Origin of the sequence: Acinetobacter sp. YH12251 (assembly GCF_013417465.1) — a bacterium.
Taxonomy (GTDB): domain Bacteria; phylum Pseudomonadota; class Gammaproteobacteria; order Pseudomonadales; family Moraxellaceae; genus Acinetobacter; species Acinetobacter amyesii.
In genome coordinates this window covers 38,127-54,837 of the sequence record NZ_VPDZ01000015.1, presented here as the reverse complement: position 1 = coordinate 54,837, position 16,711 = coordinate 38,127, and the positions used below count along the sequence as shown (strand labels likewise).

Here is a 16,711-nt window from a genome sequence, read left to right as displayed (position 1 = left end):
GGAGCGATTTTCCTTCTATAATCATACCTTCCTTACTTCGCAGGAATTATTTCGAGAATTTAGATGACACAACTTACTTGTTTTAAAGCCTATGACATTCGCGGCAAACTTGGTACAGAACTCAATGAAGAGATTGCTTATAAAATTGGCCGTGCCTATGGGCAAATTTATCAACCTAAAACAGTGGTTGTGGGCTGCGACATCCGTCTCAGCAGTGAAGATTTAAAACAAGCCACCATCAAAGGTCTGAATGATGCGGGTGTTGATGTATTAGATTTAGGTATGACGGGGACTGAAGAAGTCTATTTCGGTGCCTTTCATCTAGATGTTCAAGGTGGGATCGAAATCACGGCAAGCCACAACCCGATGGACTATAACGGCATGAAATTGGTCCGCGAAAATGCACGTCCAATCAGTGCCGATACTGGCTTAAAAGAAATTCAGGCCTTAGCCGAAGCCGGTACATTTACCGAAGTTGCAGTCAAAGGAACCACGCAATCCTACAATATTCTGCCAGAATTTGTAGATCATCTGATGACCTATATTGATCCGGCCAAGATTCGCCCAATGAAGCTGGTGGTGAATGCCGGCAATGGTGCTGCCGGTCATGTGATTGATGCAATTGAAGATAAATTCAAGGCCCTGAATGTTCCGGTGGAGTTTGTCAAAATTCATCATGAAGCAGATGGTACATTCCCGAATGGCATTCCAAATCCAATTCTGGTAGAAAACCGCGACAGCACCCGCGAGGCAGTACTGGCGCATGGTGCAGATCTGGGCATTGCCTGGGATGGCGACTTTGACCGCTGCTTCCTGTTTGATGAAAAAGGCCAGTTTATTGAAGGCTATTACATCGTGGGTCTGTTAGCCCAAGCCTTCTTGTTGAAACAGTCCGGTGAAAAAATTGTGCATGATCCGCGTCTGGTCTGGAACACTTTTGATGTGGTGGAACAGTATCAGGGTGAAGCAATTCAGTCCAAATCTGGACATGCTTTTATTAAAGATGTGATGCGTGAGCACAATGCGGTTTATGGCGGGGAGATGAGTGCCCACCACTATTTCCGTGACTTTGCCTATTGTGATAGCGGCATGATTCCGTGGTTACTGGCGATTGCGGTACTGTCTGAAACCGGTCAATCTTTATCAAGTCTGGTTGAAGAGATGATTGCCAAGTTCCCATGCTCAGGTGAAATTAATTTTAAAGTGGCGGATACCCAAGCCACCATTCAAAAGATCTTTGAGCACTATGCCGATCAGAACCCGGCCATTGATCAGACCGATGGCGTAAGTCTGGATTTTGGCGCCTGGCGTTTTAATGTGCGTGCCTCCAATACCGAGCCTTTGTTACGTTTGAATATTGAAAGCCGCCGTGACCAGCAACCCAAACCAATGCAAGACTATGTCGATGAATTGACCCGTTTGATTCAGGCTTAACATAAAAAATGGAGCATAAATGCTCCATTTTTTTATTGTACGAGGATCTGAACCTACTTAACGATAGCCATTTGGATTCTGTTTTTGCCAGTTCCAGCTATCGGCCAGCATATCTTCCAGACCATACTGCGGTTGCCAGCCTAGCTCGGCAATAGCACGCCGATTGTCTGCAAAAGAGGTTGCCACATCGCCCGCCCGGCGTGGCGCCAGTTCAAATGGAATCTGTACCCCATTGACCTGTTCAAAGGTATTTTTCACCTGTAACACGGAAATCCCGTTTCCGGTTCCAATATTCCAGGCACGACAGCCCTGGGCATTTAAACGGTTATTCAGTGCGCATAAGTGTGCATTGGCCAGGTCCACCACATGGATATAATCGCGGACGCCTGTGCCATCGACGGTATCGTAATCGCTACCAAAGATTGAAAGCTTTTCACGACGACCGACAGCCACCTGGGTCACATAAGGCATCAGGTTATTTGGAATGCCTTGCGGATCTTCACCAATCTGGCCACTTTTATGCGCACCAACCGGATTAAAATAACGTAATAAGGCAATTGACCAGCGCTCATCAGCAACTGCCAGTTTTTCCAATAACTGTTCAATAATCAGTTTGGTATAGCCATAATTGTTGCTTGGCATCCCCGTTGGCATTTCTTCATTTAAAGGAGAGGTATTAGCTTCATCATACACCGTTGCAGAGGAACTAAAGACCAGTTTAAACACCCCTGCGCGCTGCATTGCCTGCGCCAGACTGATAGAACCCGCAATATTATGCTCAAAATAAGCCAGTGGAATTTGCTGACTTTCCCCCACCGCTTTAAGACCGGCAAAATGAATCACCGCATCAATCTTGTGCTGCTGGAACAGCTGATCCAGACCGGCACCATCCCGAATATCACCTTCAATAAAATGGAGACTTTTCTGGGTGAGGGCTTGTACCCGTTGTAATGATTCTGCCGAACTGTTCGACAAATTATCCAGCACCACCACCTGATGCCCGGCATTGAGCAGCTCCAGACAGGTATGCGAACCAATATAACCGGCGCCACCGGTGACCAGAATATTAGCCATCTGATTTTCCTAATAAAATATGTAATAAACCCTGTGTCGAAGCATCCAGTGCCGATACATCCTGCTGCTGGCCATTTAAAATTGGCAACAGCTGATTGGCAATTTCCTTACCCTTTTCCACGCCCCACTGATCAAAGGGGTTAATATTCCAGATCACCGACTGGACAAACACCTTATGCTCATACAAGGCAATCAGCATCCCCAAGCTATATGGATTTAATTCCTGGATTAAAAAGGTTGAACTCGGCTGATTACCGGCATATTGCTTATACGGTGGCAGACTGCCCAGCTCGGCCTGATCTAGCGCCTGATTACCAAAAGCCAGTAAGCGTGATTGTGCCAGACAGTTAGACAGGGCCAGATGGTGCTGCTCGACCAGCGCCTCTGCACTTTCTGCATAGGTAAACTGGTTGGCATTGTAGCGTTTGACTGGGGCAATAAAATCACAGCTGACCGCCTGTGTGCCCTGATGCAGCAGCTGATAAAACGCATGCTGGGCATTCGGTCCGACTTCTCCCCAAACAATTGGACAGGTATCCAGTTCGACCGCTTCGCCACTGCGCTGAATCGATTTACCATTCGATTCCATCTCTAGCTGCTGCAGATAAGAGGCAAAATATTTTAAGCGGCCATCATAGGGCAAAACCGCATGGGTCTGAATATCCAGAAAATTATTGTTCCAGATACCCAATAAGCCCATCAACACCGGAATATTCTGTGCAAATGGCGCGGTCTGGAAATGCTGATCCACCGCATAGGCCCCGGCCAGAAAGGCTTTAAAACCTTCCACGCCAATAATCAGCGCAATTGGCAAGCCGATACAGGACCAGAGTGAATAACGGCCTCCGACCCAATCCCACAGCAGGAACTGGTTTTCTGGCGCGATGCCCCATGCGGTCATTTTATCGGGCTTGGTCGAGACCCCAACAAAATGATGCTGTAATACACGGGCCTGTTTGCCCAAGGCTTTTTCCAGCCATAAACGGACGGTTTGTGCATTGGACAAGGTATCAATGGTACCAAAAGACTTGGAGGAAATAATAAACAGCGTGGTTTCCGGACGCAGCTTGTGCAGTAAATCTGAGAGCTGGCTGCCATCCATGGTCGAAACAAAATGTACGCTCAACGGCTTGGCACTTGGATGTTTAAAATCAGACAGTGCCTGAGTCGCCATCAAAGGCCCCAAGTCCGAACCGCCAACGCCAATATTGACCACATCCTGAATTACTTCACCGGTCGCACCGCGGCATTGTCCGGCATGAATTTTTTCCACCAGCTGATACATACGCTGTAGCTGGGTTTGTACCTGCTGCGCCAGTTCCGGATGAGTACTGTCCTGTTCCGGCAAACGCAGCGCCCAATGCATCGCTGCACGCTGTTCGGTATAGTTAATCGTATCGGTGGAAAACAGGGTGTTGATCCAGCCCGATAAGTCATGTGCTTCAGCAAAGCGAATCAGCTGTGCCAGCACCTCGGCATCAATACGCTGCTTGCTATAATCAAAAACCAGCGATTTTAAACCTACAGAAAAGTGTTCAAAACGCTGCGCATCCTGTGCAAATAAATCGGTTAAATGGCGCTGTTCAAAATGATTTTTTAAAGTCTGTAACTGCAATAACAGTGAATCACGCGTATGTACCGCTGCTGAACTGCTCATTAGCGTCCTACTCCCATATAGGCAAAGCCTTGCGCTTTGACAAATTGCGGATCATAGATATTACGTCCATCTAGAATTAGTGGATGCTGCATACTGTTGAGCAGGGTTTTATAGTCCGGACTCCAGTAATGTTTCCAGGCGGTTAACAGGCACAGCGCATGGCTGTCTTTGACGGCTTCATACTGGTCCTGACACAAGATCAGATCATCGCGTTCGCCATACAATGCCTGAATTTCCGGCAAGGCCTGCGGATCGTGTAATTTAACCGTGAGCCCTTGTGCCCATAACGCCTTGAGCATGGCGTGAATCGGTGAATGGTGTACGCGTGAGGTATTTTCCTTAAAGGCTGCACCCCAGATGGCAATGGTTTTGCCTTTTAAATCACCCTGATAATAGTTCCACAGTTTGCGAAACAGCAGCTCTTTTTGCTGCTCGTTAATTTCCCAGACCTGGGCCAAAAGCTGGCTCTTGACCCCGGTGGTTGAAACGGTATTGGCTAGGGTTAAAACATCATGCGAGAAGTTTTCTCCGCCAAAACCGGCGCCCGGATACATATAGGACGCGCCAATCCGGCTATCGGCGGCCATGCCCTGACGCACATGCTCAATATCAATGCCCAGTTTTTCGGCCACCACAGCCAAGTCATTGATATAACTGATCCGGGTTGCCAGCATGCCGGAAATACTCAGCTTAGTAAATTCTGCATCCAGCACCGGCATAAACAGATATTGCTGCTTGCGTGGAAATAGTGGACGTAAAAACTCTTGCACTTTGCTCTGTACCTGCGGGTTCATACAACCCACGGTCAGCTGCTCCGCCTGGGTGATACTGGCCAGCGCATTACCTTCCTGACTCATATCCGGCAAATACACCCAGTCATCTTCAGGTAATAGCTGTTTCAAACGTGCCGTACCCTGCAAGCCGAGGGTCGAGGCATTGATCATCAGTTTCGGATGAATGATCGGGCGCTGCTGGAGCTGCTGCAACAGTTCAATCAGCAGCGGCTCTTCTGCCGGATTCAGGCTAAACAGATAAACATCCATCTCCAGACCCAGCTCTTTCAGGCTACAGTAATGCAGAAAACCTTGCGCATGTTGCTGCTGCAGCAGCCGGTTGACTGCCTCATCCTGAAAATCAGGCGCTTCCGGGCTATCTTGCTGGAAAATGTCACACCAGTAGACCTTGTGCCCACATTCTGCCAATAGCGCCGCCATCACCCCGGCATAAAGCGTTCGACCAAAAACTGCAACCTTCATGCTGACCTCTGCCCCGTATTAGTCTTTAAGCTCTTGAATCAACTGTTTAAATGCTGTACCTAAACTTGGATGGTCCACCCCGTAATGCAAGACCGCCTTTAAGTAACCCAGTTTGCTGCCGCAATCAAAGGTCTGGCCTTTCATGCGGTAGGCTTCGACGGTTTCCAGCTGCTGTAATGCAGCAATGGCATCAGTCAGCTGGATTTCATTCCCGGCCCCTTTCGGTGTGGTGGCCAACAGCTGCATAATTTTGGCTGGCAATACATAACGCCCGATTACGGAAAGATTAGAAGGTGCAGTACCGACCGCCGGTTTCTCGACAATGCCCTGCATGGCCGCACTCTGGCCTTCTGCGGGCACAGCAGCAACATCCACAATGCCATACTGATCAACCAGATGCTCCGGCACAGCCTCAACCATAATCTGCGTCGCCTGTGTGGCATTAAAACGTTCAATCATCAAGGCCAGATCATTTTTTTCTGCCTGATCTTTGACCAGCACATCTGGCAGTAATACCGCAAAAGCCTCATCACCGACAATATCTTTGGCACACAGCACCGCATGACCCAGGCCCAGTGGCTGTGGCTGACGCACACTAACCACGCTGACTTGTGGCGGTAAAATTTCGGTAATTTCTTTTAGCAAATCCCACTTTTGCTTCTGCTCTAATGTGGTTTCCAGTTCAAAGTTACGGTCAAAGTAGTTTTCAATTGACGCTTTGGAAGAATGCGTGACCAGAATAATCTGTTCAATACCGGCAGCAACCGCTTCACGCACCACATATTCAATCGCTGGACGATCGACCACCGTCACCATTTCTTTGGGAATAGATTTACTGGCTGGTAAAAAACGGGTACCCAAACCTGCAACAGGTAAAATCGCCTTCTTAATCATATACTTTAACCTGATCTCAATATTTTAATTTACTTTGACTTCTTTACCACGTTGATAGCCATCAACATAGTGCTCCAGCTGGCTTAATGCCCAATCAATATCCGATTGCACTGCGGTTAACTCATTAAAGCGCTCAAAAACCTGCAATAACTCATCCAGAGGATACATTTTTTCATAAGAACGCAAAATCCGGCTGTGTTGCGTCACTTCGGTATTATCAGCATCAATCAGTAATTCTTCGTAAAGTTTTTCACCAGGACGTAAACCGGAGTACTGGATTTCAATATCGCCGTCCTGACTATCGGCTTCACGAACTTTCAGGCCACTGAGCGCAATCATCTGACGGGCCAGGTCCTGAATCCGTACCGGCTCGCCCATATCCAGCAGGAACACATCGCCACCATGACCCAAGGCACCGGCCTGAATTACCAGCTGTGAAGCTTCGGGAATAGTCATAAAGAAACGGGTCACATCCGGATGGGTCACAGTAATCGGGCCGCCCTTGGCAATCTGCTGTTTAAATAATGGCACCACAGACCCCGATGAACCAAGCACGTTCCCAAAACGTACAATACTGATCTGGGTCTGATCCTGCGCTTCCGCCATGGCCTGACAGTACAGCTCGGCCATACGTTTTGATGCACCCATGACATTGGTCGGACGTACCGCTTTGTCGGTTGAAATCAGCACAAAGGTTTCAACGCCATTTTTGACGGCTGCATTTAAACTAAAAGCGGTACCAATTGCATTATTTTTCAGGCCGGCAATCGGGTTACATTCTACCAGCGGTACATGCTTATACGCCGCCGCATGATAGACCGTCTGCACCGCATATTGTTCAATAATCCGTTCCAGTTTAGCCTGATCCAGGACCGTACCCAGAATCGGAATAATTTCGATATTTGATGCCAGACGCAGCTCTTTATCAATGCTGTACAGGGCAAATTCGGTCAGCTCATAAATCACCAGTTTCTGTGGCTGGTTTTTAATAATCTGACGGCATAATTCGGAACCAATTGAACCACCAGCACCTGTAACCATCACCACTTTGTCTTTAATATTTTTTTCCAGCAGCTCTGCTACAGGCGGCACCGGATCACGCCCCAGCAAGTCAATAATATCGACTTCCTGAATATCGGAGACGCGAATTTCACCATCCACCAGTTTGGTCAGGCCCGGAATTTCAGTAATTTTTAAATGTGCCGGTTCCAGAAATTTAACAATTTCACTTTTGCGGCTACGCCCCACAGAGGGTAGGGCAATTAAAATTTCATCAATCCGCAATTTGCCAAAACATTTAAGTGCTGTTTCCGGCAAATAGACATCAATACCGCCGATATTCTGTCCGCTTAAAGACGGATTATCATCAATAAAGAAAATGGGTAAATGTTCATTAGAGCGGTTTAAGGTCGCGGCCACCTGCTGACCGGCATTACCTGCCCCATAAATCGCGATGCGTTTTTTTGGGATACCCGCCTGCACATAAGAACGGACAATAAAACGGATGATCCCACGGCTAAACCACACCCAGGCGAACATCATAAAGCCGAACATCAGCGGAATTGAGGTTGGAATAAAAGCATCTGTTAAATAGGCCAAGGCATAGAGTCCCGCCACCGCCAGAAAGGTCGCCAGACCAAGTTTGACCATAAATACTTCATTGTAGGTACGTACAATAAAGCGATACACCCCGAACACAAACAGCAGGATAACCGCAATTGCACTGACCCACAGTGAACCAAACGGAATATTCGGCACCACCTCTGCACCAAGGTCAAACTGACGAATGGCATAACACAGCCAGATTAGGACTGGAAATACACAGAAATCCAGAATGACCAGAAAAGCCAATTTGGCAGCACGGGGGGATTCGACAAGAGGTAGGATGACGGATTTCACTTGATGTGTCTTCTCAATAGGAATAGTACAGCTCAGTTCAATTATTAATATTGGAATGATTAAACTGCAAATTAAACTCAGTTTGTAAAATGCATCAGTTGATGCATTTTTTATATGACATTATTGTAGCGTATATTGAATTATATACGCTGAATCACCTGAGCAATGGCCTGTTCAGTTGTGCGAATATTATCTTCCGATAAGGTTGGATGCACCAGGAACATCAGGCTGCTTTCACCCAGTTGCTGGGCATTGGCTAGACGCTGGGCGGGTCGCCATGGCGTACCATCAAATGCATGTTCTAAATACACTTCTGAGCAGGAACCGCTAAAGCAAGGCACGCCCAGTGCATTGATTTCCGCCATAATCCGGTCACGTGACCAACCTTCTGGCAACTGTGCCGTATTGACCTGTACATAGCACTTATAGTTGGCATGGACATAATCACTGTTCGGATAATGCACACTAAAATAAGGACTGTCCTGAAATGCCTTCAAAATACGTTGAGCATACTCGGTGCGTTTTTGCGTCCATTCTGGCATCCGCTGTAATTGAATACGTCCAATCACTGCTTGCATTTCCATCATGCGCCAGTTGGTGCCAAAAGAGTCGTGTAACCAGCGAAACCCTGGTGGGTGCTGTTTGTGATAAATGCTGTCGTAATTTTTACCATGGTCTTTGTACGACCACATTTTTTTCCAGAGCTGTTCATCATTGGTGGTGACCATACCACCTTCGCCACCGGTAGTCATAATTTTGTCCTGACAGAACGACCATGCACCAATATGTCCAATTGATCCGGCAGGCTTGCCTTTGTACATGGCACCATGCGCTTGGGCACAGTCTTCAATCACATACAGACCCTTTTCTTTTGCCAGTTGCATAATCGGGTCCATATCACACATCCAGCCGGCCAGATGCACACAAATAATGGCTTTGGTATTTGGAGTCAGTACCGCTTCAATGGTACGGGCAGAAATGTTTTGTGAATCGAGCTCTACATCGGCAAAAACCGGGTTGGCCCCGGCAGTCACAATCGAGCTGGCAGATGCTAAGAATGTACGTGAAGTAACAATCACATCATCCCCAGTGCCTATGCCTAATGCCTTAAGCGCAACATCTAGCGCCACTGTACCATTGGCCAGCGCCACTGCATATTGAGTCCCTGCAAAGCGGGCAAATTCTTTTTCAAATTCACGACATTCCTGCCCGGTCCAGTAATTTACTTTGTTCGAGAGCAATACTTGAGATACGGCATCTGCTTCCTGTTGAGTAAAGCTTGGCCATGGTTCAAAGGCAGTATTTAGCATGGTTTATCCTGGAATAATCTGATTCTTTAAATATTAAAAACTACTTCTTTTCAAGTATACGCGCTGGGTTGCCAATAACAGTTACACCGGGTGGTACGCTTTTTGTGACAACAGCTCCCATACCCACCACAGCTCCTTTACCAATAACTAGCGGTTGGTCTGGGGTACCCTGCTTAATGACAGCACCACTTCCAATATAGGCATGGTCTTCAATATGAATATTGCCATTACACTTTACACCAGGGGCAAAAGTGACATAGTCACCAATCACACAGTCATGCGCGACATAACTAAAATAATTGGCATGAAAATACTTACCAATTTGAATATTTGAGGTAAAGTGCACATGGTTGCATAAAACAGCCCCCTCACCTATATTTACCTCATCCATCATAATCATTGTATCTGCATAAATAGACCAAGCTTTAATGCCTAATAAATCAAGCTTTAAGACAAGCTTTTCTCGGATTTTACTATTGGCTATTGCAATAGCAACATATTTTTCCTGAGCAGGTAACTCTGTAAATTCCTCAAAGTTATATACTTTATGGCCATTGATAAAGGCGCTGTTTTCGCCATCATCAATAAATACAAGTTCATAATCTTGTGCAGCTAGATGACTCAATTGTTTTCTAGCTAAAGGCATAACACCACGACCAAAGCCACTTGCCCCATAAATAGCATACAATATTTTATTACTGTTCATCTTTGTTTCCAGTAAAACGAGTCATGGTTACTTCCTCAGATTGATTAATACCTTCTTTAATCAAAACTTTTTTTACTGTTTGAAACATAATTTTAAAATCAAGCCAAGTGGAACGGTTTTCGACATACCATGTATCAAGCTTAAATTTTTCTTCCCAACTGATAGAGTTTCTTCCATTTACCTGAGCATAACCGGTCATGCCTGGACGTACATTATGACGCTTCGCTTGCTCTTCATTATATAATGGCAAATAATCCATGAGTAATGGTCGGGGTCCAACAATACTCATATCACCTTTAATCACATTCCAAAGCTCTGGCATTTCATCTAGGCTTGTTGCACGCAGCATTTTTCCAAATTTTGGCAAACGTTGTTCGTTGGGTAATAAATTACCCTGAGCATCTCGCTCATCCGTCATAGTACGAAATTTAATCATTTCAAAAGGTTTACCATTTAAACCCGGACGAACCTGACGAAAAATAACCGGTGATCCTAGATTTTTACGTACTTTATAGGCGACATATAAATATAAAGGAGAAAGTAAAATCAGAGCTACAGAAGCAATGATAATATCAAGTAAGCGTTTTAACATTTATAGACCTAAAATTCTCATTAATCTTTGATTAACTTTCTCTGCATCGAACTTTTCAACTGCTATTTTATGGCTTTCGGCACCCATAACACTAATTATTTCAGGATGCTCAACAAAGTAAATCATCTTTTCTGCCAAGGCGTTAGAATTCCATTTAGGAACTAAAAAGCCATTAATGCCATCAATTACAGTTTCTCGACAACCTGGAACATCTGTTGTAATAACAGGGCGCCCCATAGCCATTGCTTCTTGAGTACTTCGTGGTACGCCTTCACGGTAATACGAGGGTAATACAAATACACTTGCTTGCTCTATCCAATCAGCAACATTATTAACATATCCAGGATATTCAATAATGTTAGCTTTTATTAGGTCTTGTAACTCCTCCTCTTTAAGACTACCTAAAGCTGATTTATCAATTGCACCTAATACAGTAAATTTAATACCAGGATATTTTGATTTTACAATTTTAGCGGCTCTTATATAATCATGAACTCCTTTCTCAGCCAATAGTCTTGCAACAAAAATAAAGGATATATCCGAATTAAAATTTTCAGAATATTTATAATTTTCTAAATTTAAACCTATTCCACCCAAAACTTCTACCTTTTTTACTTTAATTCCATATTGTTGTAATAAGTCTTTTGGATCGTCAGGATTCAAAAAAATAAGTTGATCAAGTTGTGGCAAAGCTATTCTATACAAAAAAACCTGAATTTTTTTAATTAGTTGTGTTTTTTTATTCAAGCCTCTAGGTTGTTCCGTAAAAGTATAGCCTAAACCCTCAAGCATACCAACAATACGTGGCACTTTAGCTAATTTTGCAGCTAAAGTACCAAAAATAACAGGTTTCGAAAAATAAGAAAAAACTATATCAGGAGCTATATTTTCTATTTTTTTTACTAACTGATAAGTTGAAATAATATCTGAAATAGGATTTAAACCACTCCGATTTAAACTATACATCACTACTTCTACACCTAAGTCTTTAATTTTTTCTATTTCTTTTATATCTTTATATTCAGATATGAAAGCATAAACAATATGTCCCTGTTTCTGTAAAGAAAGAATAAAATCTTTTCGAAAACCATAAATGCTTGAAGCTACTGTTCCAATTAATACAATTTTTGACATATGCTATTAATCTTTTTTACCTAAATAACTATATAAATTCAAAAGCAATATTTCCTTATTAATAAGTTCATTTGCTTCACTCCTTATCTCAATACGATTAATATTTCTCATTTTTTTAGCATATGCCAAAATAAAATCTATCTTTGGACTACCAAACATATAGTAGCTAAAATCTTCTAAAAAAACATCTTTATGGCCAGCATATACAGGCAACCCCATACTTAAGTATTCTCTTACCTTTAAAGTACAAGCTTCCGTCATCCCTTTCCTATCTAACGAAAAAGAAGACAATCCTACCCAACATCTTTCTGCAATTTCTTGTATTTCTTTAGTACTTTTTAATCCATGAAATCTCACTCTAGAGTCTACTTTAATGATATCTTTTTGCCAATCATCAACTCTACCAATAATATGTAAAATAAAATCATCATTATTATTAATAATATCTTTTAAAATTAGATCAAGACCATGCCAGTCAAAAAAATAACTAGCTACAAATAGCAACTCGGGTATATCTTCTCTTTTATCACTTAAGCTTGTATTGTTTTTTAATAGAATTCCATTAGGATATATATAGGTAGGCTTATTAACATTAGCCTTTGAAAGTCTAGAAATTTCAAATTTTTTAATTTCATTTGTTACGCAAATTATTCCATAGCTTTCATCAATACATTTACCACCAATTTTTTCCTCTAAGAAGCCACGAATTTTCCCTACAGTATTAAAACTTCTTAACTCAGGAAGCTCCAAGGTATGATGGACTAAATAGATAGGGATTTTAGCTTCCTTAAGAAATTTCAATAAAAACGGATCATGAACACTATATCGCAATAAAATTATATCAAATTTATTTTGCTGTTCAGACAACCAGTTATAATACTCATATTTTAATTTAATCCAATATATAAATTTTTCTATTATATTTTTTGGCTTTTTAAAACTCGCAAACTCTATAATTTCGCTATCTGGATATACACCCACAGGACAAAATATTTTAGAAGTAAAGTTTATATGCATTTTAAGAGATGATTCATTCTCCCAAGACATTTGTTTGTATATACCTGGAGAGAATGACAACATACTTGCACTATGTAAAACTTTCACAATAAAACCTTTATTCAACTAATTTATCTATTTTTTCAAAAAATTTAACACTCCAAAACCCTAATGACATCCAAAATAAATAAAAAGTCATTGATTTTGTTAAAACAACAGATAAAGTGGTAAATACAAAAAGAAGAATACCAAACTTATTAACAAAGTCAAGGTTAGGAGTATTTAAATACTTTGGCAAAATAGTTATAGTGTAAAAAATATATACAACACATAAAAGCCAAACAATAAAACCATAGTACTGCCAAAACCCCAAAATATTATGAAAATTTGCTCCAATCGTATTATATAAAGCAGGAATTTCAACATTATCTAACAATAATAGATTTGGATTCCCAAATAGAATTTGCTCTGGGAGATTTGCAAAAGAATGTTTCATCAATATTAATCTAGCCACAAAAGATTCATCTTCTGTAATTTTTACTAAATTTTCAAACCCTCCCCATTCAATACCATCTAAAAGCCCAAAATAAAAAGCTAAAATGGGTAAGAAAACAAAAACAGGTAATAAAACAAAAAAATGTGAAATTTTTAATTTTCCAGAAATAACCCAATAAACAATAAATGTCAAAAAGAATATAATTAGATCACTCCTCCCCCCTAATATAAATAATATTATAACTGAAAAGACTAAGGCCACTACTTCATATCTAAAAATAAAAGCATTGGCTAGCAATAAAATTATCGAACTATATATTGCAATTGTTAAATGTGTTAATTTCATCCCTTCATTTTCTTTACTTAATTCCCAATAATTAATCCCACCACTGCTAATTAAAGGAAATAAAACCAAAAACATAATGGCTATCAATAAAAAACCTATATAATTATTTCTTCTCACACTTTGACAACAAAAGCTTAAAGCAGCACCCATAATAATCCATGCAACACCAGAAACCCCTGTAGTTAATGCATGGTTTAGAGCATAAACACCATCTCTATCCACCTTGTTTGGCAAAAAAAGAAATTGAAAAAATAATGAAATAACAACAAAACCTATAAAGGAAAAAATAAATAAAAAACCCTTATTAACTACAAATTTATTGATTGTAAAAATCATAAACAAACAAACTATAGACAAAAAAACCATTAAAATTAGAAATAAATTTTTAAAAAACTCATGATAAAATACTAAAGTAAAATATATCTGAGAGAAACACCCCAAAATAAAAATAAAAATAAAAATAAAATAGTAGCTTTCTAGTATATTTTTCACCTTCATTATTAGCACACCTCAAATAAAAATTTCAGCTAAATAACTCATTTTATTTTTCTTCTATTTTTTTTATTATAATAAAAATTATAACTATATAAATAAAATAAAATAAAAAACTAGATAGCAAATAAAACTCAAACAAATATTTTCCTAAAAAAATACCGATTAAAATTATGCCACCAACTCTTAATAAAAGTCCAAAAAGTTGTAGTAGAAGTGCTAACTTCTGCTGACCAACTATATGAAGAGACATAGAAACCGGTGAAGAAATAAGTTGCATTACATACCAAGGAAACATCCAAAACATCATTTCACCAGTCCTCTGCCACTCTTCACCAAATATAAATGGTATTATATTGGATGCAAAAGAACAGATAATTATTAGTGGAATAACTCCAATTTTCATTAACTTAAAAATACATTGATAAGTATATTGACCTAACTCCCCTGCACTATACTTTTCTGGTGCATATGCTAAATAAACTTGAGCAACAGCTCGTCCAATAAATCCTAACGGTATTGCCATAATTTGCATTGCTAGCATCAAGAAACCAGCTTCAGCATCTACTGCAAAAGCAGCAATAATGATAATAGGTAATTGTATGGCTGCTGAGTTCGCTAAGGCTTCTAAAGCAGAATATTTTGGAAACTGATTATTCTTCTTAAATGTTTGTTTTAATTGATATATCTTAGCTCCTTGAATTACTCTACTGGCCTCACTCCAAAAATTTATTACTAAATGCCAAATTCCTGCTGAAACTTTGATAATTTGACCAATGATCAAACCTAATGCTGCAAATCCCATTACACCCATTACAAATTGCACAGATATACCACTAATGGATTGCACCATACGACTTTTAGCAATAACAGAAAATTGTTTCTTTCTAGTGGCCCAATATTGTAATGTATTATATAGACCTGAAAAAAAGACACCTATAGGTACCAACCAAATCAAATTCGTAAAGCTTGGCTGCTTTAAAAGTAAAATAATATTTGAGTGAAATATCCAAATAATCAGACCTATTAGTAAACTAATTATGAGGTTACTCAATAAAGCTAATAAAACTAAATGAATTGCTTCATTATTATTTTCCGATATAGGAATAGCTATTTCGAAACGTAAACAACTTGCTACAGATAAAGTTAGTAATAAAGATGTATAGATAGCAAATAAAGAAAACTCTTCAGGACTATATAGCCGTGTTAAGATTGGCAAAGCAAGTAGTGCTATACCTTGAGCAAAGGCTGTACCACCCACGAGAATTGATACAGCTTTTAAAAAGCCTCCTTGTGCATTCAATTTTGCATTAATTTTACCAACAAGGCTTTTCACAACTTAATTTCTCAACAGCGCTGCAACGATTTTTTTTTGAGCATAAACATTTAAATAAGGGTGCATCGGTAAGCTCATTACACGTTCAGCAATTGCATCACCGACAGGTAATACTGCATTTGCATCTGCTACAGCTGGCTGCTTATTTAGCGGAATTGGATAATGCACCGCAGTTGGAATACCTTGAGCTTTCAGCTTTTCCTGAACTTCATTACGGTGATCTACCTGAATCGTATATTGCGCCCAAGCACTCTGATTATGTACTTCAATACATGGCGTAGTATCTATACCCGCTTCATTAAACAGCTTGGTATAGTTTTCAGCAACACGCTGACGTGCTTGCATTTCTTCATCCAAAATTTCAAGTTTTGGTAAAAGAATCGCAGCTTGTAAAGTATCTAAACGACTATTCATACCTACACGAATGTGATGATAACGTCGGTCTTGACCATGACGCGCAATTTGACGAATCACTTTTGCCAACTCATCATCATTGGTAAAGATCGCTCCACCATCTCCATAGCAGCCCAAAGGCTTACTTGGGAAAAAGCTTGTACAAGCTACAGTACTTAAATTACAGCTTTTACGCCCCTTGTAAGTTGCACCAAAACTTTGCGCAGCATCTTCAATCACTGGAATATTATGTTTAGCAGCAATCGCGTTAATGGCATCAAAGTCAGCACATTGGCCATATAAACTGACAGGAATAATCGCTTTAGTACGGGGTGTAATAGCCGCTTCGAGCTTTCCTACATCCAGATTATATGTTTTAGGGTTTACATCTACATATACAGGTGTCGCACCTAATATTGCGACTGTTTCTGCCGTTGCAATGTAGGTAAATCCTGGCGTAATTACTTCATCACCCGGACCAATTCCAAATGCCATTTGCACAATCTGCAAAGCATCTGTGCCATTGGCACAAGTAATACAGTATTTTGCACCTACATAAGCAGCAAGTTTTTCTTCTAACTCTTTTACCTCAGGACCTAAAATATATTGACCATGGGTTAATACATTTTGAATACCCGCTTCAATCTTATCTTTTAAACGAGCTTGCTGAGCTTTTAAATCAATAAATTCAATCATT

At 40.9% G+C, this 16,711-nt stretch carries 14 protein-coding genes; 1 reads left to right on the top strand and 13 read right to left on the bottom strand.

Annotated features, from left to right (window positions below; translation table 11 throughout):
• Positions 1–63: 63 nt before the first annotated feature.
• On the top strand, positions 64–1,434 hold the full coding sequence (locus FTV27_RS13415; protein WP_180078978.1) for a phosphomannomutase CpsG: 1,371 nt from the start codon (positions 64–66) through the stop codon (positions 1,432–1,434).
• A gap of 57 nt (positions 1,435–1,491) precedes the next feature.
• Here FTV27_RS13415 and galE read toward each other — a convergent pair whose 3' ends face one another.
• The 13 genes from galE to FTV27_RS13350 form a co-directional block, all read right to left on the bottom strand.
• Positions 1,492–2,508 (bottom strand): UDP-glucose 4-epimerase GalE, encoded by a 1,017-nt coding sequence (gene galE, locus FTV27_RS13410; protein WP_168382163.1) that lies wholly within the window; start codon positions 2,506–2,508, stop codon positions 1,492–1,494.
• Positions 2,501–4,165 (bottom strand): glucose-6-phosphate isomerase, encoded by a 1,665-nt coding sequence (pgi, locus tag FTV27_RS13405; RefSeq protein ID WP_180078977.1) that lies wholly within the window; start codon positions 4,163–4,165, stop codon positions 2,501–2,503. The genes galE and pgi overlap by 8 nt, the downstream gene beginning before the upstream one ends.
• A complete protein-coding gene (locus tag FTV27_RS13400) occupies positions 4,165–5,421 on the bottom strand; it encodes a nucleotide sugar dehydrogenase (RefSeq protein ID WP_160255779.1) in 1,257 nt (418 codons plus the stop codon). Before FTV27_RS13400 ends, pgi begins: the two co-directional genes overlap by 1 nt.
• An 18-nt stretch (positions 5,422–5,439) precedes the next feature.
• On the bottom strand, positions 5,440–6,315 hold the full coding sequence (gene galU, locus FTV27_RS13395; RefSeq protein ID WP_180078976.1) for a UTP--glucose-1-phosphate uridylyltransferase GalU: 876 nt from the start codon (positions 6,313–6,315) through the stop codon (positions 5,440–5,442).
• Between the two features lie 24 nt (positions 6,316–6,339).
• Positions 6,340–8,214, bottom strand: a complete 1,875-nt coding sequence (locus FTV27_RS13390) for a nucleoside-diphosphate sugar epimerase/dehydratase (RefSeq protein WP_180078975.1) — start codon at positions 8,212–8,214, stop codon at positions 6,340–6,342.
• 140 nt (positions 8,215–8,354) lie between these two features.
• The gene (locus FTV27_RS13385) at positions 8,355–9,524 is read right to left on the bottom strand and encodes a DegT/DnrJ/EryC1/StrS aminotransferase family protein (RefSeq protein WP_180078974.1); all 1,170 of its coding nucleotides are present in this window, start codon (positions 9,522–9,524) and stop codon (positions 8,355–8,357) included.
• A gap of 40 nt (positions 9,525–9,564) precedes the next feature.
• Positions 9,565–10,230: an acetyltransferase gene (locus FTV27_RS13380; protein ID WP_180078973.1), complete on the bottom strand. Its 666-nt coding sequence runs from the start codon at positions 10,228–10,230 to the stop codon at positions 9,565–9,567.
• A complete protein-coding gene (locus FTV27_RS13375; protein WP_180078972.1) occupies positions 10,220–10,822 on the bottom strand; it encodes a sugar transferase in 603 nt (200 codons plus the stop codon). The genes FTV27_RS13380 and FTV27_RS13375 overlap by 11 nt, the downstream gene beginning before the upstream one ends.
• A complete protein-coding gene (locus tag FTV27_RS13370; RefSeq protein ID WP_180078971.1) occupies positions 10,823–11,956 on the bottom strand; it encodes a glycosyltransferase family 4 protein in 1,134 nt (377 codons plus the stop codon).
• Positions 11,957–11,962: 6 nt separating this feature from the next.
• Entirely contained in the window at positions 11,963–13,060 is a 1,098-nt protein-coding gene (locus FTV27_RS13365) for a glycosyltransferase family 4 protein (RefSeq protein WP_180078970.1), read from the bottom strand.
• A gap of 10 nt (positions 13,061–13,070) precedes the next feature.
• On the bottom strand, positions 13,071–14,291 hold the full coding sequence (locus FTV27_RS13360; protein WP_180078969.1) for a hypothetical protein: 1,221 nt from the start codon (positions 14,289–14,291) through the stop codon (positions 13,071–13,073).
• Positions 14,292–14,334: 43 nt separating this feature from the next.
• Positions 14,335–15,621, bottom strand: coding sequence for an oligosaccharide flippase family protein (locus tag FTV27_RS13355; RefSeq protein ID WP_180078968.1), 1,287 nt, complete (start codon positions 15,619–15,621; stop codon positions 14,335–14,337).
• 3 nt (positions 15,622–15,624) lie between these two features.
• Positions 15,625–16,710 (bottom strand): DegT/DnrJ/EryC1/StrS aminotransferase family protein, encoded by a 1,086-nt coding sequence (locus FTV27_RS13350; protein WP_180078967.1) that lies wholly within the window; start codon positions 16,708–16,710, stop codon positions 15,625–15,627.
• Position 16,711: the final 1 nt, after the last annotated feature.

Bases quoted from the DNA above. Each gene is read 5' to 3' on its own strand.
- FTV27_RS13415 (WP_180078978.1), top strand. From the start codon at position 64: ATGACACAACTTACTTGTTTTAAAGCCTATGACATTCGCGGCAAACTT.
- galE (WP_168382163.1), bottom strand. From the start codon at position 2,508: ATGGCTAATATTCTGGTCACCGGTGGCGCCGGTTATATTGGTTCGCAT.
- pgi (WP_180078977.1), bottom strand. From the start codon at position 4,165: ATGAGCAGTTCAGCAGCGGTACATACGCGTGATTCACTGTTATTGCAG.
- FTV27_RS13400 (WP_160255779.1), bottom strand. From the start codon at position 5,421: ATGAAGGTTGCAGTTTTTGGTCGAACGCTTTATGCCGGGGTGATGGCG.
- galU (WP_180078976.1), bottom strand. From the start codon at position 6,315: ATGATTAAGAAGGCGATTTTACCTGTTGCAGGTTTGGGTACCCGTTTT.
- FTV27_RS13385 (WP_180078974.1), bottom strand. From the start codon at position 9,524: ATGCTAAATACTGCCTTTGAACCATGGCCAAGCTTTACTCAACAGGAA.
- FTV27_RS13380 (WP_180078973.1), bottom strand. From the start codon at position 10,230: ATGAACAGTAATAAAATATTGTATGCTATTTATGGGGCAAGTGGCTTT.
- FTV27_RS13375 (WP_180078972.1), bottom strand. From the start codon at position 10,822: ATGTTAAAACGCTTACTTGATATTATCATTGCTTCTGTAGCTCTGATT.
- FTV27_RS13370 (WP_180078971.1), bottom strand. From the start codon at position 11,956: ATGTCAAAAATTGTATTAATTGGAACAGTAGCTTCAAGCATTTATGGT.
- FTV27_RS13360 (WP_180078969.1), bottom strand. From the start codon at position 14,291: ATGAAGGTGAAAAATATACTAGAAAGCTACTATTTTATTTTTATTTTT.
- FTV27_RS13350 (WP_180078967.1), bottom strand. From the start codon at position 16,710: ATGATTGAATTTATTGATTTAAAAGCTCAGCAAGCTCGTTTAAAAGAT.